Below are 23,143 nucleotides of genomic sequence, written 5' to 3' on the forward strand. Positions count from 1 at the left end.
AGATTCGCCGGGTTGAATCGTTGACTGATGTCCCCGCCGATTTCCCACGGATTATCGCGACTTGGAACGCCGTTATGGACGTGGTCACCGGCTTCCTGGGTCTCTTTAGTGCCGAGGTCGGTTGCAGTCGAAGAGGCGTTGTGTGCGTGCGATTTCACGCTGTCCGCTTCAAGACTCAGCAGCGCACGACCGGATGACGGTAAGCCTTTAATGGTCTGTCCACGCATATCGGGGAGCACTAAAGACGGATACGCTGCCGCGAGTTTAGGGTACGTCACGCCGTCAAACGACTGGCCGACCATCAGGCCGAATCCGGCAGGTGCTGTCGAACCGGGCCACGGATAGGGGATGCCGACCGGCATCATATAGTCTGTGGACATTAAACGAATGGCCTGAGCAAACTGATCCAGCTCGTTTTTATTCGGCGTGATACCGGCGAGAGATAAGACATTCAACATCTCAGCCTGAATAATGTTGTACCAGTCTGCGCCGGGATACGTCGGCTCAATACCTTCCCCCCCTTCGGTAAACCACCGGGGCTGGGTAAACATCACGGGGAGGGTTGGCGGCATCTCAGCAGCCGCGCTTAAATTATCGATGTGATACATTAATTCACCTCAAATATATATTCGTACCCGGTTCCGGAGAGTCGATATTTCGTTAATACGCATTCCAGCATCTGGGTGTGATATTCAATTAATGGCGTCAGCACATCCTCAATGACTGTGAAACGAGTAACCGGCGTATCTTTTACCGTCACAACCAGTAAAAACCGGTAGCGTTTAGGCCATATTCTGGCCATGCAATTACGCAGACAGTGATGAGGTAAAACCTGTTTCACTTCGATGTTGAAGCCCAGCGCAGCGGCTACGCCCTCAATCTGCCACGGAGCCAGACCGCCTTTGCGGTGATATTTCTCGACGACAGCTGCCCGGCGAACCAGAAAATCATCATTGGGGATATTGCACTCCGGGAGCCCCAGATAGGTTTCCCATTCGGGCAACAGCTGGACCGTCGTCTCCGGGCGCATCTCCTGCAGCAGGAGGTCCGCATTTACTTCAAGGCGGTTTAAACGTGGGCTGAGGGCCTTTATAAGTGCCGTTAAATCCGCGTTCTCATCACGGGGCCATGCGCGACCTCGGGGCATATTTTGCTGCAGGACGTCCTGCCATTCCGTTACGCTGTGAGCCATGTGATATCCCCGATAGTGATGAGTTCGTTATTCTCACTGGTGATATCGGCGCTGATGTCCAGCGTATAATCGGTGACGCCCGTCGCCGTACCGATGGCCGTTCGCAGGCTCGACAGCAGTAAGGTCGCGTTCGGTGACAGCGTCTGCTGCAACGCAATCAGGTTGGCCTCAGTGGCCTGGCGCGTCTCCGACGTGTCAGGTATAAGTCGGATCGAAGGATTAACCGGTTTAAGCGTCAGGGTAATAATCCAGGCCTCAATACCGCCCGGCTTCCCGACAAAATTTCCCGTGGCGGGGTCAGGATGACGGAACAGATATTCATTCATCTGTTCCCGGTCTGTCGCGGTCGGAGTGATATCGGGGCGGCTGTCATAGACCCACGCCAGCCCGACAGTGGCACTCCCGTGCCACGAGTCCCACGACCACGCACGTGAAACACCAGGCATCTCACGCGCCCAGATAACGTAATCGTGAACCGCGCCGCCCACTGGCGGGTTACGCTTACGAAACAGCAGGCGGTCAAGCAGTTCGTGGATTGGCTCAATATCTGTCCCGCCGGTAATACCGCTGGCCGCGACTGTTCCTACGCTCTCAACACCCGGAATCGGTGACACCAGCGTTAGCTCAGTCCCTGCATCGAGATTGCCTGATGCGCCGACGTCGTCGGCCTGAATGGTAACGGTCTGGATATTGTTCACCGGCGCACCGGCTTTAATCACGTGATAGCCCGCATTGTTACTGAACTGCATTTCCGTGTTCAGTGGAATGGGCCGGGAGCCTTTAAAGGTCACCAGTCCGGCGGCGGAGGTCGCTGCTTTACGAATAACCCCTTCAGAGTTGGCAATATTAATAATGGTCTGATCGTCGGATTTAACGGTGGGAACAACCTGATCCGCAATCCACGACTGGTAATCGTAAACATCGCGTACTGCGCTACTGAATGAGGTATTCAGCGCACGCTCAACCCCTACAGGCGGGAGCTTTTCATCAAGACCGATTTCTATATCCTGCTCACCGGTTTTAATTAACTGTCGTAACGTGGGTACATTAAATGGCATTCTCGACCGCCTCCCAGCGTTTTTTAATTTCTACGGTGAGTTGGGTTTTATCCGGCCGGGTCAGAATGATATTTAATGCCAGCCAGTTCATTCGCGGAATAGTCGCAGTTACCTTTGCATTTCTGGCATAGCCATAACGCAATAAAGGCTGCATCGCTAACTGAGCGTAATTCTCAGCCTTCATGCGGATTTCTTCGGTCAGTTTTTCGCGGTCAATGAGCCAGAGTTTTGAACCCCACGCAAAATCGCTGAAGGTATTGCCGGGCCAGCCGCGACGGTCATCAGTGCCATCGGGTATCTCGTCGCTGGTATCGGCCCGCGCATCAGTAAACAGGCAGATATACACCAAAGAAACAAGGCCCTCGTCAAACGAAAGGCCATTGTGTTCAATCTCTATATCTCCACCTGCGGGCAGGTGCCAGTTTATTCTGATGGTCATAAGGGTTTAGTCGTGTCTTCACCGTCACCATCCTTATGAATATGGTCAAGGAAACTTTTTCCTTTAACCTGAATATCTTCACTAAAAGAAGTTGGGCCGGTGATATTTATCTGTTTACCGATAATGTCACAGCTCTCTTCGGCAACCACATTTACCGTCTTCCCTGTTATTTCAATCACGCCATTCTTTTTCAGACGAATAATATGACCTTCCTGATGATAAAGAATAACGTCGCCTTCCTCGCCGCCACGAGGGCGACTCCCTTTGTCCTCGACGGCGATGGCCACCAGACCGCCGCGACGGCCACCCACAGCAACAACAATGGCCTCAGACCCAGCAGGCGGGACGCTGGAAAAGCCATAGTTCTGGAAGCGTTCGACGTCGTCATTGGTCTCATCGGCCAGCGACTGCACCTGCAGGTTTTGCCGTCCGAGGCTGTCCGTCACGATACGGACCAGCGCCCGGTCCACCATCAGGCGCAGACGTCGGCCCAGTTCAGCAAACGAGCGTCCGATATTCGCGTCTTTCAGTCCCATGTCGCCCCCACGGTCGTTTTCGACTTCGCTTTTTTCCCTTTCGCTTTAGCCTTCTGGGACGGCATATCCAGCGACTCAGGCGGGGCCAGGGTCAGTACCGTCAGACGGCCGCTGTCACCTTCCATGAAGGAAACAGCCTTAATCAACCAGGTGACGTCGAGCTGTTGGATGGCGTCGGTTACCTTCACCAGCCGGTTGGTCTGCCACAGCGGACTGCTGATGCCGTTCTCCCGCCAGCCTGCCACGGTGATTTCGGTGGTGTTGGATTCTCCCAGCACATAAGCCTTATGCCACTCACCACGGGCGCTGGCACCGCCGACCGTCAGGCTGTCCTCGTTGACCAGAATCTTCGGACGATAGCGGGTGATCTCCGGGTCGCTGACCACTGTCTGGCGACCGCCGACCATTTTCACTGGCTGGTCATCCCATGTTGAACCACCCGCACTGGCGGAGCCCTTGACGATGTACTGACTGGCCCGTTCGCGCCAGCTGAAGCGTCCACGTGCAGCCAGAATATTGTCGCCGAGGGTGAGCGCCACCCCGGCCCGTTGGGTTGATGCGCGGGTGATAACCAGCCGACCGTAAGCATCTGAGGTCACGAGAACGCCGCGCTGTTTGGCAAGACGGTCGAGCAGTTCAAAGCCGGTTTCACCCTGTTCGAGGGTGATGCTGCCAAAAGCGTCGCCGGTGTCGGTCTCGTTAACCACCTCGATGCCGTAGGGTTTGCAAATGGTGGCGGCAAGCTGCTCCAGCTTCTGACCTTTCCATTGTCCGGATTGATCGACCACCGAGCTGTCCACAAGATCGCCGGTCTTGTCGCGGCCCATAACGCGCAGGGAGACGTTATCCGCGTCATAGCTGGGAATGAAGTCGTCGATGTAGCCGGTCATGACGCGGTCGCTGCCGATGGAGACCGTGCAGGACTGACCGGGTTTGATGGAGCGCGGCGCGGCAGATGACCATCGGGCGGAGACGGTCAGGTCAAACTCACCCGCTACGGATTCCAGCGAGCGATTAATGGTCATGTCCGTCCAGCCACCCCAGATCTGACCGTTAACGTTCAGGGTTAACTCTTCAGTCATTGCTGATGATCTCAATCGTCTGTGAAGGCGTAATAAACGAGGGATAACGCAGCCGGTTGCGGGTCACCAGCTTGTCACGGTTCTCAGCATCGCCTGTCTCGCGGTACGCCAGCAGCATCACCGGCACTGTCCGGGCCGGGGTGACGCGGCGCAGCTCTGGCAACTGGACGCTACGGATACGAACATCGTTTACCACGGCAAATCGCAACTCACGCAGGGAACGCCATAGATCACGTTGGCCGCTCTCGACGGCATCAGTCGCCATTTCACCGAGCTGTTCAGCCAGTTGGTCGCCCGTCGTCTGAGCATCCTGACTGGTCTCAAAGAGCGCAGTGGCCACAGTTTCTGCCTGTGCAACCAGCGTGGAGACAAGCACCAGCTGTCTGAAGTCCTCAATATTGGTCTGCATCGCTTCGGTCGCTTTCTGCGTCGCAACGGGTGTAACACTGCTTGCAAAACCGGTAGAGGCGTTCACGCTGACGTTATCAGCCAGCGATTTCGTTGCTGCCTGCGCGGCGCGGTCGCCTTCCCACTGGTCATGTAACTGATCGTAAACACGCAGGGCAAACGGTGGCTCTGATACTAGGTCTTTCATATCACTGATGAGGTCAACCACATCCCGGATAATTTCCCCCGGCGCGGCTGCGGCAATGCCGGTCAGATCCTTAAACCGGTTGAGCCTGTCCATCCAGTCATTCAGCTCTCCGGGGAGTGTCGGCAGGTTGCTGATGAGGTTCTGCATATCATCCAGCAGGGTATCCACCATGCTGCCGACACCGTCGAGCGCCGCGAAATAATCACCGCTGGCCAGCGCTTCCTTGACCTTATCCGCCGCGCTGAGCGTGGTGGCGCTGGTGTCTTCGGTGCCGGACGGGAACAGCTTCTCGCCAGCCTCGTACACCTCAAAGGAAATGTAGGCAATACCGCCTTCCTCGGTGGAAAGACGATGCGTGACGCGGCCAACCTGAACCTTCTGCACGCCGAACCACGGATGCACCAGCTCACCGGGACCGGCAGTATTGAGCGCCGCCAGCAGACGGTTCATCTGGTCGATGTAGGCGCTGCCGAGCAGGATCGCGTTAATCTGCTGTTGAGTCAGTGCCGCGCCGTGGTCTTCCGTCCAGCCCACCTCTTTTTTGGGGTAGGCGTGAGGGATAGCACGACGACCGCCAGCGCCCTCGACGTCGCGGAAAAAGAACGGGACGCCCCGGAATGAGGCATCGCGGAGGTCTTCCCATTTAGTGGCCATTACTGCTGCTCCATATTACGAACACCGCTGGATGCACTCATGGTGACACCGGGGGCATTGACCTTAACGCTGGTCACCTGTACCCGATCATCTTTTACGGAGACCTCGATACTGCCTTTTAGCTCAGGCTGCTGCAGGAACGGGTAGCCCGGCTGGTTTTGCGGCTGCATAGACGCCCACGGCGACGGGTCTTGGTAACCCGCAGGTGACGGCGAGGAAGACGTGAAAAAGTTTTTGATGTCCTCCCACATCGTTGAACGCTCATTGTTCTGCTGAACCCTTTTAAGGAGTTCTTCGCGTCCCTCGTCCGAAAAAGGGTCCATATCAGTTAACCCCATCAACTTACTGGCAATTAACCCACCCCGGGCAAGCATTCCAGGCCAACCTGGAAGGTCGGCGGTAGTATCAAGAAGATCGTTAACCTTATCTTCTCCTGTTCCACCCAGCCCACCTGCTGGCCAGTTGGTCACATAAACTGGCATTACACCTGAACCAAACACATCAGCGATACCATTAGGTATACCCTTACCTTTATTTGGATTAAGTACATCCCAGACACCTTTACCAAACTGAAACGCTTTGCGGGCTGCAATAACCCCCCCGACTGCGATGGCGATATTTTTACCAATCTCCAGCCAGTGCTGGACGGTTTCCTGGTCAACGGAATTAATTGCATCAGCCAGCTCCTGGACTGGTTTAGCGAGATTGCTGTTTGCAAATTTTTTCCAGGTGGTGGTTAGTGCAGTGACGGCTGATGTGAAATCTTTAGATGCATACTCGGCATCTTTCATAATGCCCTGACCATCGGCCACTACGCCGTTATAGCGTTTGAGGTTCTCCGCACCTTTACCGGACGTCACGCTGCTAAGCAACAGGATGCTATCCTGATTAAATCCGGCCCCCAGTAAGCGTGCGCTCTGAGTTTCCGCTCCTTTATTCCCTGATTTTTTTGCAATCTCTCCCATCAGTGTTGGCAGTGATCGCATTTTTCCGTCTTTACCGAAAACATTTATGCCATTCCGGCGCAACTCCTTCACAACCTTCGGAAGCTGCAGATCCCGAATCAGGTTCTCGACTGCAGTAGAGGCAGTGGTCGTATCACCGGTAGCATCGACCGCGCTCTCCAGCGCCACGCCGACGTCCTTCACGCCCCGTACACCTGTTCCCCCTGCGGCGGCATACATTGAGAACGCTTTTACGCCGCGTTCGGCGATATCCTTCAGTTCAAACGCACCTTCTTTACCGAGCTGATTCAGGGTATCCATTGCCTGCAGGGTGTCTTTCTCGTTGCTCAGGTTAAACTTTGTGAACTGAGAGAAGAGTCCCCCGATACTTTCACCATCAGCACCTGACGCAGCGATAGACGGTGCTATGATGTTTCGGTTCTTATAGCCGTAATCAATATCACCAGTCACCGTCCCGACTTTCTCAATCGCGCTGACCACTTCGCTGTCATCGACACGAAACTTGATCGCAGCATCCTGCATACCGCCAAACATCTCGGACATTTCTTTTTTGGTCTTCTCTGCTGCCAGTCCCATACGTGTGATGCGGCGATCTGTCGCGGCAAAGTCTCTCAACATGGCACCACCGGCAAAACCGGCAATCATGGTGGTATAGCGATTGCCCAGAGCATCCAGACCACGACCAGCCGCCGCCGTCGTGGCTTTGACAACCGACATTGCCCGCTGATTTGTACGGGCGAACTCGGACATGTTGGCCCCGTACTGGCGGGCTTTGGCTGTCAGGTTACCTGCCAGATTGATGAGTATTTCAGTGGTGAGGCGGTTTGCCATGTTGCTTCCTCAGCTGCTCTGTCAGGCGCAGCAGCTGCCGTAGTGGCAACTGCTGCAGGTAGGACATATCAAAACGTTGGGACAAATTGACGATGAGATTACTGAGCGCCGTCGCCAGCGGCACCAGGTCGCCCCCGCGATGCGGTCTCCGAAAGCAGGTCATCGAGTGCGGCAGCTTTACTGCTGAGTAACTCCAGGTCCTCCGGGTGAAAGGCGTAGATTTGCTTGAGGGACAATGGCCCCGGAATCTCACCCACAGAGGCAATTTGACGCCGCAGCATACCCAGCCCCATCAGCACCTCAGAGCAGTACGCTACGGCCTTGCCGTTCTCCCCGATAACCACGCGCTCGGCCTCCAGCTGAGCATCGATGACGTCTTTTGAGGTCAGCTCGCGAAAGGTAACGGTACGGTGCTGCATCTCATCGTCAGTACCTTTACCGGTGACGTAGCCGTGAATTAACGTCAGTGTCATCTGCGCCATGCTTTATACCTTCACCAGTTTGGTGCCGATAAAGTTGGCGCTGATGGTGCCAGCGTCTTCATCCAGCGTCGCCGGGTTGTCGGTGGCCGCACCGGTCATCATGTAGGTCAGACCGTTGTCTCCTTCGAACATCACCGTCACGTCTTCCCAGTTGCTGATTTCGATAACGTCCATATCCTGCGCGGCCGCGATAGTCATCTGGATCGAGGGACCGGCCATCTTGCGGGAGTTCCCCCAGACCTTTCCGCCCCCCATATGCTGGGTGCGGGCATAGCCCCCCGGATTGAGGGTGGATTTACCCTCGGTTTTGATTTCGCGGCCATTAATACGGATGGCCGCCATACCCAGAATGCTCATAAAGGCTCCTTAAAGTTTGAACTGGATAAGACCGGCCAGCACACGCAGCTGATTAACCAGGTTCGGGTGGCAGATGAAGTTCAGACGGTCTTTGTCGGCACCGTCGAGATACACATCCAGCGTGTCTTTATAGTCGTCGAAGTCCTCAACCAGACCCGCCGGGATCAGCTCAGTCAGCGCGATATCCAGCAGCTCGGCGCGGGCAATCTTCGGCGCCATCACCGGCTGACCCGGATCGAGCAGGTCAAGCACATCATCCCCGGCCAGCTTGTGACGCGGATATCGGTTACTGAAGCGGTTTTTGATGACGTAGCGAATACGCCCCAGCGTGGCCGGAGACTGCACGTTAAGGTACGACGTATCGGCGTCACCGTACTGATTGACACGGTACATCGTGATTTCGCGCTCGATGCAGACATTCCCGCCCGCGTCGACGTTATGGGTGGCGATGCCGTCATGCAGCAGCAGGTTGCGTTCCGGCATATCCCAGCGCACATCCTTCGCCGGAGGGAGGATACCTGGCAGCACCAGTGTCTGCAGCGGTCGGGCCGGATCGTTCGCAAGATAGTACGCCGCGATGCCGCCGTAGGATGCCGCCCACAGCCAGTGCGGTTGCGGTGCGATGTTGGTTCCGAGACAGGAGATGAGCCAGTCGTTGCGGGTTTCACCAAAGGTTCCCGACTCGGCATGAGTGCCCCGGAGCGCCGTCCAGAGCTGCGCCTCTATCATCTGGAGCGGACCCCAGCGTTCGAGCAGCTCATCCCGGATGGCGTTCAGGCTCTGCATGTCGTTATACGGGAACACGATATCGGTGTACCAGTCATCGCCCAGCGCCGCGACGACAGCCGCAATATCCGGGGTGCCGGTGCCGCCGGTGAACGCAGTCACAGCCACCGCAACGCCTGCCGGTGTCTGCTCGCCGGGGTAGTAGTTGAGACGAACGTCCATCGCATTGCCGGTCACGCCTTTCCAGTTGGTGGTCAGAGTGACTGACGTTGTTGATGCAGCTTTCAGCGCGGCGATGACCTGCGTGTCCGGGAGTTTATTCACGGCGGCGATAATGGCTGTAGCGATAGTATCGGCGGTATCGTCAGCACTGACACCCACCTGCACCGAGACACCGTTCACCAACAGGGCCAGAGTACCTGCAGCGGTGGCCGGGCCGGTAATGGCCAGCTCTGCTTTTGCGGCAGCACCGGCAGCGATATCAGCCAGGCCCATCGCCCACACTTCGGTATAGCTGTTGGCCTTACGCAGGGTTTTGAGCATCCCGGCCAGCATGGAGCCTTTGCCGTAGAGCTGGTCAGCGGTGCCGTCGCTGGTGATGCGGTTTGACGTCAGAGCCGTTGCTGTACCGGTCGCGCTTTGCTGGCCGATCACAATAATTTTGCGGGACTGCGCCGGGGCGCTGTCGAGTGCCTGGGAGTTATCGATATCGATAATAACCAGCGGGACACGAAAATCATCAGGGATATTGCCTAGTGACATATCACTTCTCCTTAACTGCACGGGTCTGAGGGGAGGTAGCCGGAATATCAGCGATGATCACATCGCCTTCGGCTGCACGACGGTGCCACCATGCACTCATGAGGAGCGCTTCCCCTTTGGGGTTCAGGTGCTCGCCGCCGGGTTTACGCACCTTCAGGCCCTCGCGGGCGGGCTTAATCTGTTTTTTCATCGTTACGGCTCTCTTACGTTAATAACGCCTTTAATGGGGTCGGTGCCGTCGCTGACCTGCAGCGTGGCCCCCAGTCGCAGGAAGTCCGGGAGGGTGGCAAGGTCGATTTCATCATCCAGGCGGAACTCCTGTTCCCACGTCACGGCCCACATGGTCAGCCCCAGATCGTTCAGCCCGCCGGAATAGATATTGTCGGCGCTGACGGAGGTGGCCAGACGCTCAGCTTTCATCCCGTTAGCGGCTCCGCGCTGGACAATACGGCGCACCAGCTTCCCGACCAGCACCTCGCAGCGGGTATCGCGCGTATAGCCCCATGCATCGGTGGCCATGACATACGCCGCCCAGGTGATATCGCCGACGGTGCCGCCTGCCTGAGCGCGGACATTGCGCACGCGGAGTGCGGCCAGACGGATGCAACCATCACGATCCGTCAGGTAGGTTTTGACCTCTACCGGGGTGCTGAACTGGCCGATGTGGCGCTCGATAACACTGACGCGGTCAGGCTTGTTTTGCTGAGGTTCGTTCAGCAGCTCCGGTTTCAGCCACGCCACAATGTTCTCAGCGGCGGAGACCGTGGAGCCGGTGGTCAACAAGGATGGACGTTCGTTAGTCACGGTAATACCTCTTTCCAGAAGTCGCCGATGACGTGCATCAGCTCATCACTGTTTGCGGTGGACAGCCCGAGATACTCGCGCTGTGGAATATCCATCATGCGATTATGGGAGCCGACGGTCTGCCAGACCGGATGCTTCAGCGCCCGGCCAAACGCCTGATGAATGAGACGCTTATGAGCGCTGACCGGGACGCTGCCTGCAAAGCCGTCCTGATGAACGCCGCTGTAGCTGAGCGGCGAACCCACACGAACGCGGCCACGCTCGACGATGTACTGGATGCTGTCGAGCAGATCGCCATTCCCCTGCAGCAGGCTCTGATTCCCGCTGCGGGTCTTGCGGTAACCTTCGGACCATTCCTCCCAGCGCTCGCCAGCCGGTGAGGTTTTCTCGTCGCTGATGCGGCGGCGGGTCTGCGATTCAACGACAGCGCCGATACTCTCCAGCAGTTCCTGCTGCAGCGAGCTGTCAGAGAGTTTCTCGATGGCCAGTCGCATCTGCTGCAGCTTCTCAGCGCCGATAACCTCAACCGAAATCCCCATCACAACACCCCTTTGAGGTTGTTACGGGTGAACAGGCGTTTGTTATCGGAGACAACAATCATCCTGCCGTTATCGGTCTCCGGGGCTGGCGTGTCGGTCGGCAGGCCGAGGTCACGGGTGCCGTTCGCCATCTCTTTCAGGGTCTGGATCGCGCTGTCGTAGCGTTTCTGAATCAGGTCAGTGATCTGATTGTCACGCTCGGACAGCCAGTAAATGGCGATGGATACGGCTACCCGGTGCAGCGGGCGCGGAACGGTGGTGATGTTCAGCGGCAGCTGATAACGCTTTGACAGAAACGAGTTGATCTCCGCGTCGGCATCCTCGATGGCCGTGGCTATCTTCGTCTCGTCGAGCTGGTTAGTCGCTTTGTCGATGGCCATAGTCCAGACCAGCGACCCGTCCGCAGCCAGCAGGTCATCACGGGTAACGTAAATTCCCATCAGTCTTTCTCCGCCACCTGCAGAACCGGCACTATCGCCACCACCAGATGAGGCTCAGCTTTCAGGCGTTCGGCGGTTTCATGGCTGATGAAACATTCCACCACCACATCACCCTCCAGCGCATTGGCCTCGTTATCGCCATCGGGGTCGTCGCTGACAAACACATGGACGGGCTCGCGCGGCCAGAAGCGACCGCAGCGCCAGAACCCACGCTCAGACCGGGCACGAACCTCCAGCACCACAACATCGTCGGTAGCAGGATTGGGTGTAATGTTCATGCTGAGAGGCGATAAATCAGCACCTGAAGCCAGCCCTTCTGCAGTTAGCGCAGACCGCATTTCGCCCTGACTGGTATTCAGAGATTCTGTCTGTAGCTGGGTTGCTACGATAAGATTCTCACTGCCGTCACCGGCGGCCAGACCTTCAGGCGTCAGTGATTCATCGGCTTCACCCAGGGTTACACGGATGGGGGACGCACCCACCGCAACGTAATGCCCTGGCAATGTGACTGACCGTTCAGCTCCCGGCAGGTCAAATGCATCAGTCTGTGCCACTTCCTGCGCTGAAACCTTGCCAGCGCGACCTTTAGTGCTTTGCTTACCCGCTGTTTTTTCTTTCGTTCCACTCACTGTTCCATCCTCTTTAAAGGTGGGTCACAGCGGGTTTAAAGCCCGCTGTAACGGTATTAAAACGGAGACTGACTATTACGCCGGGGTGGTGATGAACGGGCTGTCGACGATTTCCACATCCTTGTAATAGATGTTGGAATTACCGCCATCGACCAGCATCGCGTCGATGATCTTCTTCGCTGCTGCGCGGTTGTTCGGACCGACGACCAGCGTGGTCGGGCGGATACCCAGCGGGTTACCGGAATCACGTTTCATCCCCTGCAGAACCTTCACCGCCGCCTCATAGTTGGCGACAGTCAGTGGTGCGCGGGACCCGCAGGCGGTTTGCCAGAAGCCAAAACCGACGTTGCAGCGGCCATCCACGCCATACAGGAACTCATTGTTCTTGAAGGTGTGGTCATTGCTGAGGTCATCCAGTGCCTGGAAATTGAAGGGACGGCGGTTCTGATAAAGGATCGGCTTGAGTACCTGGCTCTCATCAATCAGGAACCACGGCTCGCCGGTGTCGGTCGCGATATCGCCTACAACGTTGCTGTAGGTGCCGCCCGCCATCGGATGGTCAGTATCAAAGAAGTTCTGGCCGTCAAAGCACAGGGTTTTGAAACCGGCAACCAGTAGCGGGAAGCTCAGCGTATCCGGGAACTCGGCGACCTGCTGACCGAATGCCTGCGCAATCACGCTGTACTGACCAATCTGGTCGTCTTCGATATTTTCACGCTTGACCTTGATCGAGTTTTCCCAGGTTTTGTTGAAGATGGTGTAGCCGTACTGAGACAACTGCGCGAACTGGCGGGCGCTGACCCACTCTTTGATGGTCGGCAGGTCCGAGAGCCAGCCATACGTATTGGATGCAGAGCCGCTCGGCACTTCAGTAGCGATGCGCAGGTACTGCGACTTGACGCCCGCAAGACCTTTGGTAAAGGCGGCGCTCAGGGACGTTGAGAGCGCGTGCAGAATTTCAGCTGACGGTGCTGGCATTGTTATTGCTCCTGTTTCGGTTTAGCGGCGAGAAACTCTTCCTGCGAAATACCCATGCTGCGGCACATCGCCAGCTCAGTTTCGTTAAGCGTGGTCTGCTGACCGTTGTTCTCTTTGCCTTTGGACGGGTCCAGATTAACCAGTGGCTGCGCAGTTTTTACGAACGCTTCAAACTTCTGGCGACCATCTTCAGTGCGGCAAAGGGCCAGGTACATATCGCGGTTAGCGGGCGCGACTTTCCCGGCGGTCACGGCATCATCAACCAGCGCGGTAGCCGTTTTCTCATCCAGCGTCTTCAGGCGGTCCTCTGCTGTCTGAGCGCGGTTCAGCGCCAACTGGTACGTCTCCTGCGGAATAAACTTCGACAGGTCCGGGTTTTGAGCACGGTTCAGCGCAAGCGATTCACTGTTTTTGATGGTCTGGATAGCTGATACAGCGTCATCAATCGACGCAGTTGCAGCCAGTCCCAGCACCGTGGCAATTTGCACAGGTACAGTCATGGTGTTCTCCGAGTTAAGTGCGGGTAAATACAGGTTGGGTTTGTTGGTCAGGCCAGCGCTGGACAGATGCGAGACCTGACCGGTAGGGAAATGACGGAAAGCCGGGCTGTAATAGCGGTACTTCTTACCGCGAACGAGCGCTTCGCCGTCAGGCGTCCACTCGATATGACCGTCAATGCTGCCGTCAGCGTTGACGCGCATGGCATCAATCCAGGCATAGGCCGGAGCTTCTTCACCTTTAGGGCCAAGCAGTTCGGTGGAATGCTCGGCATCAAACGGCAACGTCGGGTAACGAAAGGACGTGGCAATGAAGGCCTGCGGATTGTCGTTTACCCAGGAACGGCCATCCCGGCCAGTGAATGTACCCGCAGGGATCATCGGCAACCATTCCGGCAGCGGCATGCTGGCATCCGACAGGTCGGGAAGCTCAAAGCACAGGGCCAGAAATTCGAGTTGTGTTGCAGGCTTTGGCATGGTGCTGTCCGTCGTTAAAGGTAACTGACGGACAGTGTCGGCGATGCGGGAGAAGAAAGTAGATTAACCGCTTTCCCTGTATATAAAGGAAGAGTTGCGGGAAACGCAGCGGGGAACCGCGTTCAAACCCCGTTCAAAAACGCCGTGGCGCGTTTAAGAATTTTTCAGCGAATCATCGTACCATAAATGCCGGTAAAGTCCCTGAGCGCGTTTGAGGCGGATTACCGCCTTGTTTAGTTATCACTGTCGAAGGCGCTCTGCTTCGCGGCCAGCTGGCGCTCAAGTTCGGCCTGACGGCGCATGCCGGGGTTGTAGTCCCAGCCCGGATCAATCCCCTCCGGCACCATCTCCTCTTCGCCGGTGCGCTTGTTAACCCACTTCACCCGTTTGACGGGCGGGGCTTCGGTACGGACCGGTACGGTCTGGCGGATAACGTGGCCGGTAGGCTGGCCGTTGTCGTCGAGCTGCTGCACGTTGCGCGGGACGCCATTTTTCAGCAACTGATCGTACTCATATTTGCTGACCTGACGGAGCATACATTTACAGCCCCAGCCGTTGGGGCAGAAATGAGTCAGCCAGAACGGGGCGTCAACGGGCAAACAGAGGTCAGCCCATTTCAGGTGCTCGGCGCGGTGCTCGCGTGACGGACCCAGCGTATAGAGCAGATAGGGCATCGCGCGCTTAGTGCGCTGGATGCGGTCCCACTGACCGGCGCTGCGGGCAGTACGCATGTTGGTATCGTAGATGGTACGCAGACGACGATCGCTGCCGAGCTGCACCGGCTTTGTCTCACCTGTCAGCGGGTCATCCATCAGCTGCTGACCCCACCATCCACGCTTCACCAGCAGGGGCTTCAGCACCTCGCGGAATTCGGCGAACGACTGGCCGCTGCCCATTGCGTCTTCGACCAATGCTTTGACGTCAGAGAGCAGATCGAGCTGCGTCATCTTCGCCACAGTGAAACCGATGCTGTGCTCCTGCTTCCACACATCACGGTAATCGAAGCCCGGCGCCAGCTTTTTCGACTTCAGCCAGGCCAGCGCCTCTTTGGGGATAATATCGGGAGCCTTAGCCATCGTTCGCATCTCCCAGCGTCCGCGCCTTAAAGCTCAACATCGCCAGCTGCTCGACGAACGCGGCTGGCTCCAGCGTCGTCTGCAGGTCCGGCAGACGTGCCAGAAATTCTTCAAAACTGCCTGCGTCTTTCGCCAGCTGCAGCACCGGACTGGTGAACGCATCACCGGTCAGCTCCCAGTCTTTCAGCGCCTCGCTGGCCATCACATCAATCTCATCTTCCTGCGAACGGTTGAGCGCAAGCTGCGCACGGTTGAGTGCCGGTGCAGGGCTGAAGGCAGAGAAGCTGTTAGAGGGTGAGAGTACCGCCGCGCCGTTCTCCGGCTCAGCCAGACCGAACCTGTCCCGGACTTCAGACTCCTGCACCCGCAGACCACGATCTACCAGGGGGATAAGCGCATCGACAAAAGCTTTGAGGTCCTCCGGTTCGCTGATTGTCAGCTTCACACGCGGGTACTTTTCCTGCGGCCCATAGTTGAACTGGATAAACGGGCGTACCAGAAACTCATTTAGAGTGTTCTCCAGTTGACGGGCATCCCAGCGGGCAATATCCATGCGCACCCGGTCATGCACGTCGGCCTGAGATCGCGAGCTGCCGTCGTCGGTGGTCATGGTCTGCCCCAGTACGGCCTTACTGGTCTGGGCGTCGCACCATTCCGCCATTTCCTTGAACAATGCGCCGCCACCGTTGCGGCTGGCAGTTTCCTGCATCTCCAGCTGCATACTTTGCGGGATGGCGCAGCCTGCATCCGATGCAATGGAGGCGATAGCATCGATGAGGGTCCCAATCTGCTCATCGGTGGCATTATTCCCGTACTTACCGACGACGATGGGGAGGCCAAACTTCTCGGCGAACGCCCACCAGTCACGGACGGTAAAGGACTTGAGCATATACATCACCGCGACCAGACGGGCCAGACCATTACGCAGCGGCAAACCAGACTTCAGGCGGGGATAATGCATCACATATTTTCCCGGCGTCAGGGGGATACCGTCTACTGGCTGCTCGTCCGTCAGCAGACGGAACTCACGAAGTGTGTCGCTATCGGGTTTCAGGAACCGCGGGTCAACCCACTCATAATCACGCGGCATCCAGCCATCACGGGTACTCCACAGGATTTCGCAGACCCCAACACCTTTACCGAGGCCATCGAGCAGATCAAATAACAGCTCCGGGATTTGCGGCTGCTCGACAAGATCGCGAACAGCATCAGCCAGCAATACGTCATGCTCATCGTCGCTGGCCGCCTCTACTGCAGGAGGGATACCGGCCACAGTCAGCTTGCGGGTACGCAGTACGCTTGCGTAGTGTAGGTCACGCTCTTCCATCTCTTCCGCAAGGATGAAGTAGTCCCGTGCGTTTCCCTCGGTCACATTGCGCAGAACCCCGGCTAATCTCGCCGGGGATAAGGTGCTCGCCACGCTGATGCCCGCAGAGGGCGACCTGACGCTGGCGCTTCTGGCCCGCGCTTCGGGCTGGGTCATATCGGTTTCATTAACGGAGACGGTTTCATCGGTTGCCGGGTTAAGCAGGCGTCGGATCGCACCGGAGAGTTTCTTCAGCATCAAAGCAGTCCTCGCTGATTTTTAAGGCCACGTGTGATGCGCAACTGGCGGCGACTGTCGCTATTGCGCTGCTGTTGGGATTTGTTAAGCCGATGCAGCTCATAGCGCTGGCAGTCTTCTTTGCTGGCGAGAAAGGCAAGGAAGATCGCATACGCGCTGTCGCCGTGACGCTTGTGGCCATCGCTGCCGGTATTCTCCCGGTCATCAATTCCAGGCACCCCGCGCTGAACGACAATCTGCCCGAGGTCGCTGATGACATCTTCATGCTTCGGCAGGACCAGCTCATCGTCTTCGAACGCAGCCTTGAAGCGCGGCATGTTCTCGCGGTAGTGGGCGACGGAAGGCATGACAACCTCCACCTCTGCGCCGTACTTCTCCGCCGCCTGTTCGGCAAGATAGTTACCGTTCCCCCGTCCATCCAACTTGATACCGTCGCGGCGCGGTAGCCTGTCGCAGATAAAGAACAGCGCCTGCTCCTGCTGCTTGTAGGGAACGTTGGCCAACTCGACAAGGAACGGTACGGTACGCGTGGTGTCGTCGTTGACGGTCATCGGCGCAAAGACCGTCAGGTGACCCGACCGCGCGAAGTCCTCGCCGAGACAGTGGCGGAGGTTCTGCGGGAGCGTGTTCAGCACAGGCAGCACCACCTTATCCAGCCACTCCTGCATATCCAGTGCGCGGATGATTTCCGGCATGGCATTGAATTCTGCCGTGCCGGTGAAACGCAGAACGGGACCGGAGCCCCGCGCGGCACGCTCGCGGATGGAGCGGGCCAGATAGGTGCCGCCGCCGTTCTTCGGCTCGCAATAGTATTCCTCGCGGGCGTCTTCTTCAGTGGCGGTATCGCTCAGCAGATTCGCCAGCCACTCCGCTTCGGCATCTGGTGACCACGGCTTTTTCGTCACCTGGCAGATACGACGATACAACCCCTCGCTGATGGCCAGCTCAATATCAATACGGTGAACGGAGTACCGTTTTTTGCCCGCACGGCTGTCGGTGATGATGGTATTGAACAGATTCTCAATGCCGTTATGGGTGGAAATAAGACGAACCTTATGCCCCCACATGGTTTGCGCCAGAGCGGCCTTGAGAACGGCGGCCAGATCGCTCTGGAAGCCCGACTCATCGATAACAATATTGCCGTCCATACCACGCATGTTTGACGGATTGGATGACAGAGCTTTTGTTTTAAAGCCGCTGGCAAAGTTGACGACATAGACAAGGATATCTTTGTCTTCATCTTTCAGAACTTCTTCGCCGACTTCGCCTGCCGCCAGTCCATAGGCCTTAGACCACATAGCCACGGCGTCAATAAACTCACGCGCCATATCTTTGGTGGTGCCGACATAGAAGGTGTCGCAACCACCGGCAGCGACAGACATTGCACCATTGAGCGCAGACTCAGCCGCTTCCGCCCACGTCAGACCGGTACGGCGGGATTTCTCGGCAATTTTGAGCTGAGATTTATCGGCAATCCACCGGCGCTGATATGGCAGCAGCACCTGTTCTTCGTCAAATTCGCCCGAAAGAATGGCGCTGGCGGACTGATTACGTAACTTTTCCGGCGCTGAAAGATGTTCACCCATCACACGATCCCCAGAATCTGGCGACGGATATCAGCGGCGGTTTCCGCAGAAAGCCCGGCGCTTTTTGTGATTTTCTCCGCCTGCGCGGCGGCTTCTTCGGCGAATGCCCGGCGGATTTCTTTCTCGCGTTTGTGGCTGGCCATCGCTGCCGCTTCCAGACGCTGAGCAACCAGTGCCAGCTGGCCGAGGGCCTTCGGCTCTACAGGGTCCGCACCGTCTGCAAGGGACATGGAGGTTTCAAAGGCCATCGTTTTGACGAACTCAAGCAGCAGCTTACCCACGTCAGAAGATGGCGCAGAACCCAGCTTTGCCGCCCAGATTTCCGCCATCTCACGGGAAGCCCGGATTTTTGCGCCGAACTCTTCCATTTTGCTGGCGTAACGGTTCAGGCCGGTACGGCTGAGCTTCATATCATCAGGCAGGTTATGGCCGTCAATCAGTTCGTTGATGGCCTCGCGGATTTCTTCCTGGGTATGACGTTTCTCACGCAGCATCTGATGCAGCTGGTCGCGGACGCCATCCGGCAGCAGGTCAATTTTCGACGGGCGCCCTCGGGTCGGTTTCTCAACTGCCATGTTTGCTCCTTGTCGCCTTTGCCAGCTGCAGCTGGTTTTTCCGCTCTCTGGTGATGGCACGGCCCAGCGTTTCGAATGCACGTCTGAACTCAGGATTCTTGTTCAGAAACGTGTTGGTAAAACTATCAGGGGCGCTGCGGTCATAAGGTTTTCCGGTCTCTTTCTCACTAAACGGCGCGATAACCTGAGACTCAATCTCTGAGCAAACCATCACTGCGGCCAGTTGATAAAAAATACGCCGCTGTGCCTCGGTGTAAGGTTTAGTTTTAGCCATCGTTACCCCCTCGCGCGGGGCTTTTTCACCCCCGGAACTGTGGCGAGACCGCTGGCGACGTCATCACCGCGACCGGTGATTTCAGCCACATAACAGCCGGAAACATCCGTCAGACTGACCAGACCCTGCTCACGCAGCCACGCCAGATGCGTGCGCACCGTATCGCGGGAAACGCGATGGCCATACGTGTGCAGGCAGGTCTGCAAAATCGACTCGTTGGCACTGTCGCCGCATTCGACAAGGGATCGCAGAATAACCAGTCGCTGGTCCTGGTCGAGAATGTCACGCATAGTCGTCACCTCTTATTTTTCCTTCAGCTCATTTTCCAGAAGCAGATCGCTGACATGTTTCACCTGGCGAATCGCCGGGCCCAGTTCGCGGAGGTCACCCCGCAAATTACTCATTTCCAGCTGCAGCTGGTGCAGGTCTTTCTGACTAGGTAGCCCGGCGATAGTGTTCTCAATGCTCTGCAGTCGGGTGCGCATCAGCTCCAGTTCTTCGCGTTTGACATAGGTTTTGGCCAGGAGGAGCTGAATGACGTTCACGGCAGACATAAACAACGCCCAGATGATCGCCCAGTTTCCCTTAATAATTTCCCAGCCCATGCGTCCCCCTGATATCTCTGATGGACTGACAGGTGAAACAGGTCGCGACATACGGCAGCGCCTGAAGTCGGGCTACGGGAATAGCCGCACCGCAGTCGTTACAAAATCCGTAATTCTCCGGCAGCTCTTTAACCCGGTTTAAATGGTTGTTTAAAGCCCGTTCGCGCTCTTCCATTTCGAGGTCGCTGGCGCGATCAAATGCTTTCGTCATTTACCCACCATGACCTTGTGTTTGCTGGATTTACTGTACCGGGCGAAGCCGTCCAGCGTCCTGAAACCCAGATAACCCAGCGCAGGAGTCGCCAGCATCAGCGAAATATCCCAGTCAGGGGCGGGCATGGAAAAAGCATGGCCAAAAGCACCGGCCACCGCGCCAGCCTGCTGGCCCAGAGACATGATCATCACGTAAGCAATGCTGCTGTAGAGGGATAATCGGGCCATCAGCGGACGGGTCTGGCGGACATATTCGTCCGTGGCGTTGTCGCCGTTGCGGATGGTTTCCTGTTGTTCGTGGTGCGCAGCCTGCTGGTCGGCCATCTGCGCCTTGTCCCGCTCCAGCTGGAACTGCTGCAGCTGTACCTTGAGGCCCTCCAGTTGGACTAGCTGCTCGGGCGGCAGCTGCGCCAGCTTCTGCTCCAGCACGCGCTGCTGGTCGGCGGGATTAATCGCACCGTTGACAGTCTCGACAATGCTGGCCACCGAATCAGCGGCTTTCGCCGTGGTACTGTCGCTGCCGAACCAGCCGCCGACGGTACGAACCAGAGAAGGTCCGGCCTTCAGCAGGACGGAGGCAATAGTGGAAAGCGTTACAGGATCCAATTTATTACCTCCTTACGAACCAGCCAGGCATACAGAATGACCACGGTCAGACCGGCGAGAGGGTTAAGCAGCATGACGACCGGACTGGTTGCAAAGACGGGGGCAAAGGCCAGCAGAAAAGCGCCGAAAGCCCAGATCAGCCACGAGACACAACGTACCCACTTTCGGGCCGGGCGGTCAGGCTGACGTAAACGATAAGGCAGGTTGCCGAGCCAGATACTTGCCGCTATTAACAGGGCACCGGAGAACGTCAGCCACCAGACAACAAATGCCTGACGGCCATAGAAACAACAGAGCAGCAGCGATAAACCGGCGAGAACGACCACAGACCAGCCGGACTGAAATACCCGGATCAACGCCTGAATCAGCCCGTCGGTATTTAATTTAAACATTATGCTTTTCCTTATATCGCTGGCACTGCCAGACGATGTCTCGTGTATCGACGGAGTCCCAGCCCCTGCGGTAATAACTGGCATGAGTGCCGTCGCAGCCTTTGTAATCGCGAGGAACGGGTGGAGGGCCACCGGCAACCCGGTGAAGCACCTCCTGACGGAGGCGATCGCGCCGCCCCGCGCGTAACGATGAATCCCAGCCTTTACCCATGCTCAACTCCGGGGAACCGAGACCTGACCGCCAATGACCTCCTGACAGGCGTTCGCCAGCTCATCGAGACGGTTAAACCAGCCGTTAAGGTATTTACCCTGAGAAGAATTGGATTTGATGATGTCGGCGTAATAGCGGGAGCGGCGCAGGAAGCAGCGAGTCAGCAGCCATTCAGCATCAGCGCCGATAACCGCTTTAGTGGTTTTAGGGCCGACAATGCCGTCAGCGGTGACACCGACCGCATCCTGCAGGAGCTGGATCGCTTTTTTAGCGCCATGCTGAACGGAGGAATCAAAGACAAAGAGTGAGATACCGTCCGGCCAGTCAGTGCAATAAGCCGGATACCAGTAATCGCGGAAATAGATCTGCCCGGCCTGTTCTTCGGTCAGGTCCTTAATGCGGGTATCGGGTTTACCGTCGCCATCAACGTCGGTTTTGCCATCGGCAAGACCATCGCGCTTGTCGGAAATACCGTATTTGGTTTCGCCGCCTTTGTCGGTGGGGTCATTAACGTAACCACCTTCGCGGGCGCGAATGAAAGAGAGTGCGTGTAAAAACGCGGGGGAGAATGCTGTTGTCATGCCTGCACCTTTTACAAGGAAGAAGGTAAATGTGGGTTCCTTCTCATTTTGTGGCAGGCATAAAAAAAGCCGGATTAACCGGCTTCCTTTAAGTTTGATTCTACTAGATAAATAAAATATCTTTGAATGAGTAAATCATCACCGCAGATACAATCAAAAAAACAATTATAAAGCCAGTGCTTTTATCCGTTTGCACAGGGTATTCCTTAGCAATAGAAAGCAGTGTTTTTCGCCTGTAAAGATAGATAATGAATGGAAAAATCAATAAAGAACCAGCCCCCCAAACAATAGGGGATAAACCACTTCTGTAACCTTTGTTAATACCATCTTTAACTGTATGCATTCCAATATGGTTGTTTGCTGCATCAAAAAACACCCAGAAGCAACATACAACAACCACTAGGTTTATTAAAATACCACCGACCATTATTATCACTCCATGTCCAGAGAATACTGGCGTTTACTTACTTCCAGCCTGCGCATACGCCTGATAGCTTTATACACTGTTTTATAGGTCACCTGGTAGCGCTCAACCAGTTCCGGGATGTTGTTACCCTGAAAATCACGCCAGATACGCATATCCCTGACGAGCTGCTCAAGCACCTGACCGCGTGGAAAGTAAACCTGCATCCCGCCGATTTTACTGCTGATGGCTGCGACCAGTTCAATGGAGTGACGCGGGTCATAACCAAAGCGCTCAAGCTCCTTACGCAATAAAGCATTCAGTTCGGCCAACAACGACGGAAAGCGGGAACTCTCCATCTCATCATCAATATGGTCCAGAATGCTGTCGTCCTGAACATCACCAAAGAGATCGTCACTCATTTTTTCCACCTTCTGGCTGCGACAGCGTAAGCGCTGCAGATTGTGTCATAGTCCCGGCTTTCGTCACCGGTGACCGGGTTTTCGGGGAGTCGGGCATGGTGTGCCAGCATGGCTTTTTTCATCTCCCGGATATGCCATTGCTTCAGGCTCTCTAGCAGGTTGTCCTCGGCGTCGGCTCGTAACCATTCAAGGCTGGAGACGCCAGCACCGCCATTACGGATGCGAGTCTGGCGCTGGACAAAATGGTCGAGCGCAATATCGCTACCGTCCCGGATAAACCCCTCTTTAAACATCGTTTTCCATATTGCACGGATTTTCAGGCTCACATCTGACGGGGCAGACATGCGGCGCTTAGAACGGCGCACAGGTTTGCTTTTGAACCCCTTAGCCTCCAGTGCCTGGATAACATTCTGCAGCTCGATGATGGTCATCTCGCGGCAGCTCGACTTGCCCGGAACTACCGCCCCCAGCAGGGAGCGGTAAGTGTCATCGTCAAGCGCCAGCTGGCTTTTGGCGATATGGATAATCTGGATTGCGTTTGAGCGGGTCATTGGTTACCTCCTGTAGTTGACGAGGAACATAAAGCCGATAA

At 56.4% G+C, this 23,143-nt stretch carries 32 protein-coding genes and 1 pseudogene; all 33 read right to left on the reverse strand.

Translation table 11 applies throughout. The annotated features are described in order from the left end of the window. Positions 1-113: 113 nt before the first annotated feature. Positions 114-359: pseudogene (locus EDF73_RS27845) on the reverse strand (phage tail protein); the annotation flags it as partial. Between the two features lie 248 nt (positions 360-607). Next, positions 608-1,192, reverse strand: coding sequence for a putative phage tail protein (locus EDF73_RS23090; protein WP_132731364.1), 585 nt, complete (start codon positions 1,190-1,192; stop codon positions 608-610). Further along, entirely contained in the window at positions 1,177-2,250 is a 1,074-nt protein-coding gene (locus EDF73_RS23095) for a baseplate J/gp47 family protein (RefSeq protein ID WP_132731365.1), read from the reverse strand. Before EDF73_RS23095 ends, EDF73_RS23090 begins: the two co-directional genes overlap by 16 nt. Next, the gene (locus EDF73_RS23100) at positions 2,240-2,689 is read right to left on the reverse strand and encodes a phage GP46 family protein (RefSeq protein ID WP_132731366.1); all 450 of its coding nucleotides are present in this window, start codon (positions 2,687-2,689) and stop codon (positions 2,240-2,242) included. The genes EDF73_RS23095 and EDF73_RS23100 overlap by 11 nt, the downstream gene beginning before the upstream one ends. Further along, the gene (locus EDF73_RS23105) at positions 2,686-3,225 is read right to left on the reverse strand and encodes a phage baseplate assembly protein V (RefSeq protein WP_132731367.1); all 540 of its coding nucleotides are present in this window, start codon (positions 3,223-3,225) and stop codon (positions 2,686-2,688) included. Before EDF73_RS23105 ends, EDF73_RS23100 begins: the two co-directional genes overlap by 4 nt. Beyond that, positions 3,216-4,307, reverse strand: a complete 1,092-nt coding sequence (locus EDF73_RS23110) for a phage baseplate assembly protein (RefSeq protein ID WP_132731368.1) — start codon at positions 4,305-4,307, stop codon at positions 3,216-3,218. The genes EDF73_RS23105 and EDF73_RS23110 overlap by 10 nt, the downstream gene beginning before the upstream one ends. Beyond that, complete coding sequence (locus EDF73_RS23115; RefSeq protein WP_132731369.1) at positions 4,300-5,556, reverse strand: DNA circularization N-terminal domain-containing protein; 1,257 nt, start codon at positions 5,554-5,556, stop codon at positions 4,300-4,302. Before EDF73_RS23115 ends, EDF73_RS23110 begins: the two co-directional genes overlap by 8 nt. Continuing rightward, positions 5,556-7,352 carry a phage tail tape measure protein gene (locus EDF73_RS23120; RefSeq protein ID WP_004114593.1) on the reverse strand — a complete coding sequence of 599 codons (1,797 nt, stop codon included), beginning with the start codon at positions 7,350-7,352 and terminating at the stop codon, positions 5,556-5,558. Before EDF73_RS23120 ends, EDF73_RS23115 begins: the two co-directional genes overlap by 1 nt. Positions 7,353-7,450: 98 nt before the next feature. Continuing rightward, positions 7,451-7,834: a phage tail assembly protein gene (locus EDF73_RS23125; RefSeq protein WP_132731370.1), complete on the reverse strand. Its 384-nt coding sequence runs from the start codon at positions 7,832-7,834 to the stop codon at positions 7,451-7,453. Between the two features lie 3 nt (positions 7,835-7,837). Continuing rightward, positions 7,838-8,191: a phage tail tube protein gene (locus tag EDF73_RS23130; RefSeq protein ID WP_132731371.1), complete on the reverse strand. Its 354-nt coding sequence runs from the start codon at positions 8,189-8,191 to the stop codon at positions 7,838-7,840. Between the two features lie 9 nt (positions 8,192-8,200). Beyond that, positions 8,201-9,679 (reverse strand): phage tail sheath subtilisin-like domain-containing protein, encoded by a 1,479-nt coding sequence (locus EDF73_RS23135; RefSeq protein ID WP_132731372.1) that lies wholly within the window; start codon positions 9,677-9,679, stop codon positions 8,201-8,203. Between the two features lies 1 nt (position 9,680). Further along, on the reverse strand, positions 9,681-9,869 hold the full coding sequence (locus tag EDF73_RS23140) for a DUF2635 domain-containing protein (RefSeq protein WP_132731373.1): 189 nt from the start codon (positions 9,867-9,869) through the stop codon (positions 9,681-9,683). A gap of 2 nt (positions 9,870-9,871) precedes the next feature. After that, complete coding sequence (locus EDF73_RS23145; RefSeq protein ID WP_132731374.1) at positions 9,872-10,483, reverse strand: hypothetical protein; 612 nt, start codon at positions 10,481-10,483, stop codon at positions 9,872-9,874. Then, entirely contained in the window at positions 10,480-11,022 is a 543-nt protein-coding gene (locus EDF73_RS23150) for a phage virion morphogenesis protein (protein WP_117044397.1), read from the reverse strand. The genes EDF73_RS23145 and EDF73_RS23150 overlap by 4 nt, the downstream gene beginning before the upstream one ends. Continuing rightward, positions 11,022-11,462, reverse strand: a complete 441-nt coding sequence (locus EDF73_RS23155; RefSeq protein ID WP_016807456.1) for a DUF1320 domain-containing protein — start codon at positions 11,460-11,462, stop codon at positions 11,022-11,024. The genes EDF73_RS23150 and EDF73_RS23155 overlap by 1 nt, the downstream gene beginning before the upstream one ends. Continuing rightward, positions 11,462-12,091, reverse strand: coding sequence for a hypothetical protein (locus tag EDF73_RS23160; RefSeq protein ID WP_049103043.1), 630 nt, complete (start codon positions 12,089-12,091; stop codon positions 11,462-11,464). The genes EDF73_RS23155 and EDF73_RS23160 overlap by 1 nt, the downstream gene beginning before the upstream one ends. 75 nt (positions 12,092-12,166) lie before the next feature. After that, complete coding sequence (locus EDF73_RS23165; RefSeq protein ID WP_049103040.1) at positions 12,167-13,069, reverse strand: Mu-like prophage major head subunit gpT family protein; 903 nt, start codon at positions 13,067-13,069, stop codon at positions 12,167-12,169. Between the two features lie 2 nt (positions 13,070-13,071). Then, complete coding sequence (locus EDF73_RS23170; RefSeq protein ID WP_207896676.1) at positions 13,072-14,043, reverse strand: phage protease; 972 nt, start codon at positions 14,041-14,043, stop codon at positions 13,072-13,074. 233 nt (positions 14,044-14,276) lie between these two features. After that, positions 14,277-15,119 (reverse strand): phage minor head protein, encoded by an 843-nt coding sequence (locus EDF73_RS23175; RefSeq protein ID WP_132731376.1) that lies wholly within the window; start codon positions 15,117-15,119, stop codon positions 14,277-14,279. Beyond that, complete coding sequence (locus EDF73_RS23180) at positions 15,112-16,683, reverse strand: DUF935 domain-containing protein (RefSeq protein ID WP_132731377.1); 1,572 nt, start codon at positions 16,681-16,683, stop codon at positions 15,112-15,114. Before EDF73_RS23180 ends, EDF73_RS23175 begins: the two co-directional genes overlap by 8 nt. Continuing rightward, positions 16,683-18,269, reverse strand: a complete 1,587-nt coding sequence (locus EDF73_RS23185) for a terminase family protein (RefSeq protein ID WP_207896679.1) — start codon at positions 18,267-18,269, stop codon at positions 16,683-16,685. Before EDF73_RS23185 ends, EDF73_RS23180 begins: the two co-directional genes overlap by 1 nt. Continuing rightward, complete coding sequence (locus EDF73_RS23190; protein WP_044348588.1) at positions 18,269-18,844, reverse strand: DUF3486 family protein; 576 nt, start codon at positions 18,842-18,844, stop codon at positions 18,269-18,271. The genes EDF73_RS23185 and EDF73_RS23190 overlap by 1 nt, the downstream gene beginning before the upstream one ends. Further along, positions 18,834-19,118: a hypothetical protein gene (locus tag EDF73_RS23195; RefSeq protein WP_044348586.1), complete on the reverse strand. Its 285-nt coding sequence runs from the start codon at positions 19,116-19,118 to the stop codon at positions 18,834-18,836. Before EDF73_RS23195 ends, EDF73_RS23190 begins: the two co-directional genes overlap by 11 nt. Before the next feature lie 2 nt (positions 19,119-19,120). Further along, positions 19,121-19,408 carry an ArsR family transcriptional regulator gene (locus EDF73_RS23200; RefSeq protein ID WP_132731493.1) on the reverse strand — a complete coding sequence of 96 codons (288 nt, stop codon included), beginning with the start codon at positions 19,406-19,408 and terminating at the stop codon, positions 19,121-19,123. A 12-nt stretch (positions 19,409-19,420) separates the two neighbouring features. Then, positions 19,421-19,723, reverse strand: a complete 303-nt coding sequence (locus tag EDF73_RS23205) for a DUF2730 domain-containing protein (protein ID WP_016807466.1) — start codon at positions 19,721-19,723, stop codon at positions 19,421-19,423. Next, complete coding sequence (locus EDF73_RS23210; RefSeq protein WP_064793995.1) at positions 19,704-19,934, reverse strand: TraR/DksA family transcriptional regulator; 231 nt, start codon at positions 19,932-19,934, stop codon at positions 19,704-19,706. The genes EDF73_RS23205 and EDF73_RS23210 overlap by 20 nt, the downstream gene beginning before the upstream one ends. Then, positions 19,931-20,542 (reverse strand): hypothetical protein, encoded by a 612-nt coding sequence (locus EDF73_RS23215; RefSeq protein WP_064342238.1) that lies wholly within the window; start codon positions 20,540-20,542, stop codon positions 19,931-19,933. Before EDF73_RS23215 ends, EDF73_RS23210 begins: the two co-directional genes overlap by 4 nt. Then, a complete protein-coding gene (locus tag EDF73_RS23220) occupies positions 20,530-20,934 on the reverse strand; it encodes a hypothetical protein (protein WP_016807469.1) in 405 nt (134 codons plus the stop codon). The genes EDF73_RS23215 and EDF73_RS23220 overlap by 13 nt, the downstream gene beginning before the upstream one ends. Continuing rightward, positions 20,927-21,145, reverse strand: coding sequence for a hypothetical protein (locus EDF73_RS27850; RefSeq protein ID WP_016807470.1), 219 nt, complete (start codon positions 21,143-21,145; stop codon positions 20,927-20,929). Before EDF73_RS27850 ends, EDF73_RS23220 begins: the two co-directional genes overlap by 8 nt. A gap of 2 nt (positions 21,146-21,147) precedes the next feature. Beyond that, on the reverse strand, positions 21,148-21,726 hold the full coding sequence (locus EDF73_RS23230) for an N-acetylmuramidase (protein ID WP_132731379.1): 579 nt from the start codon (positions 21,724-21,726) through the stop codon (positions 21,148-21,150). A gap of 103 nt (positions 21,727-21,829) precedes the next feature. Then, entirely contained in the window at positions 21,830-22,153 is a 324-nt protein-coding gene (locus tag EDF73_RS23235) for a hypothetical protein (protein ID WP_064793990.1), read from the reverse strand. Between the two features lie 5 nt (positions 22,154-22,158). Beyond that, on the reverse strand, positions 22,159-22,551 hold the full coding sequence (locus tag EDF73_RS23240; RefSeq protein ID WP_047720499.1) for a Mor transcription activator family protein: 393 nt from the start codon (positions 22,549-22,551) through the stop codon (positions 22,159-22,161). Next, complete coding sequence (locus tag EDF73_RS23245; RefSeq protein ID WP_132731380.1) at positions 22,548-23,102, reverse strand: regulatory protein GemA; 555 nt, start codon at positions 23,100-23,102, stop codon at positions 22,548-22,550. Before EDF73_RS23245 ends, EDF73_RS23240 begins: the two co-directional genes overlap by 4 nt. Between the last annotated feature and the right edge of the window lie 41 nt (positions 23,103-23,143).

The sequence above is a fragment of the Klebsiella sp. BIGb0138 genome, from assembly GCF_004342285.1.
Classification (GTDB): domain Bacteria; phylum Pseudomonadota; class Gammaproteobacteria; order Enterobacterales; family Enterobacteriaceae; genus Klebsiella.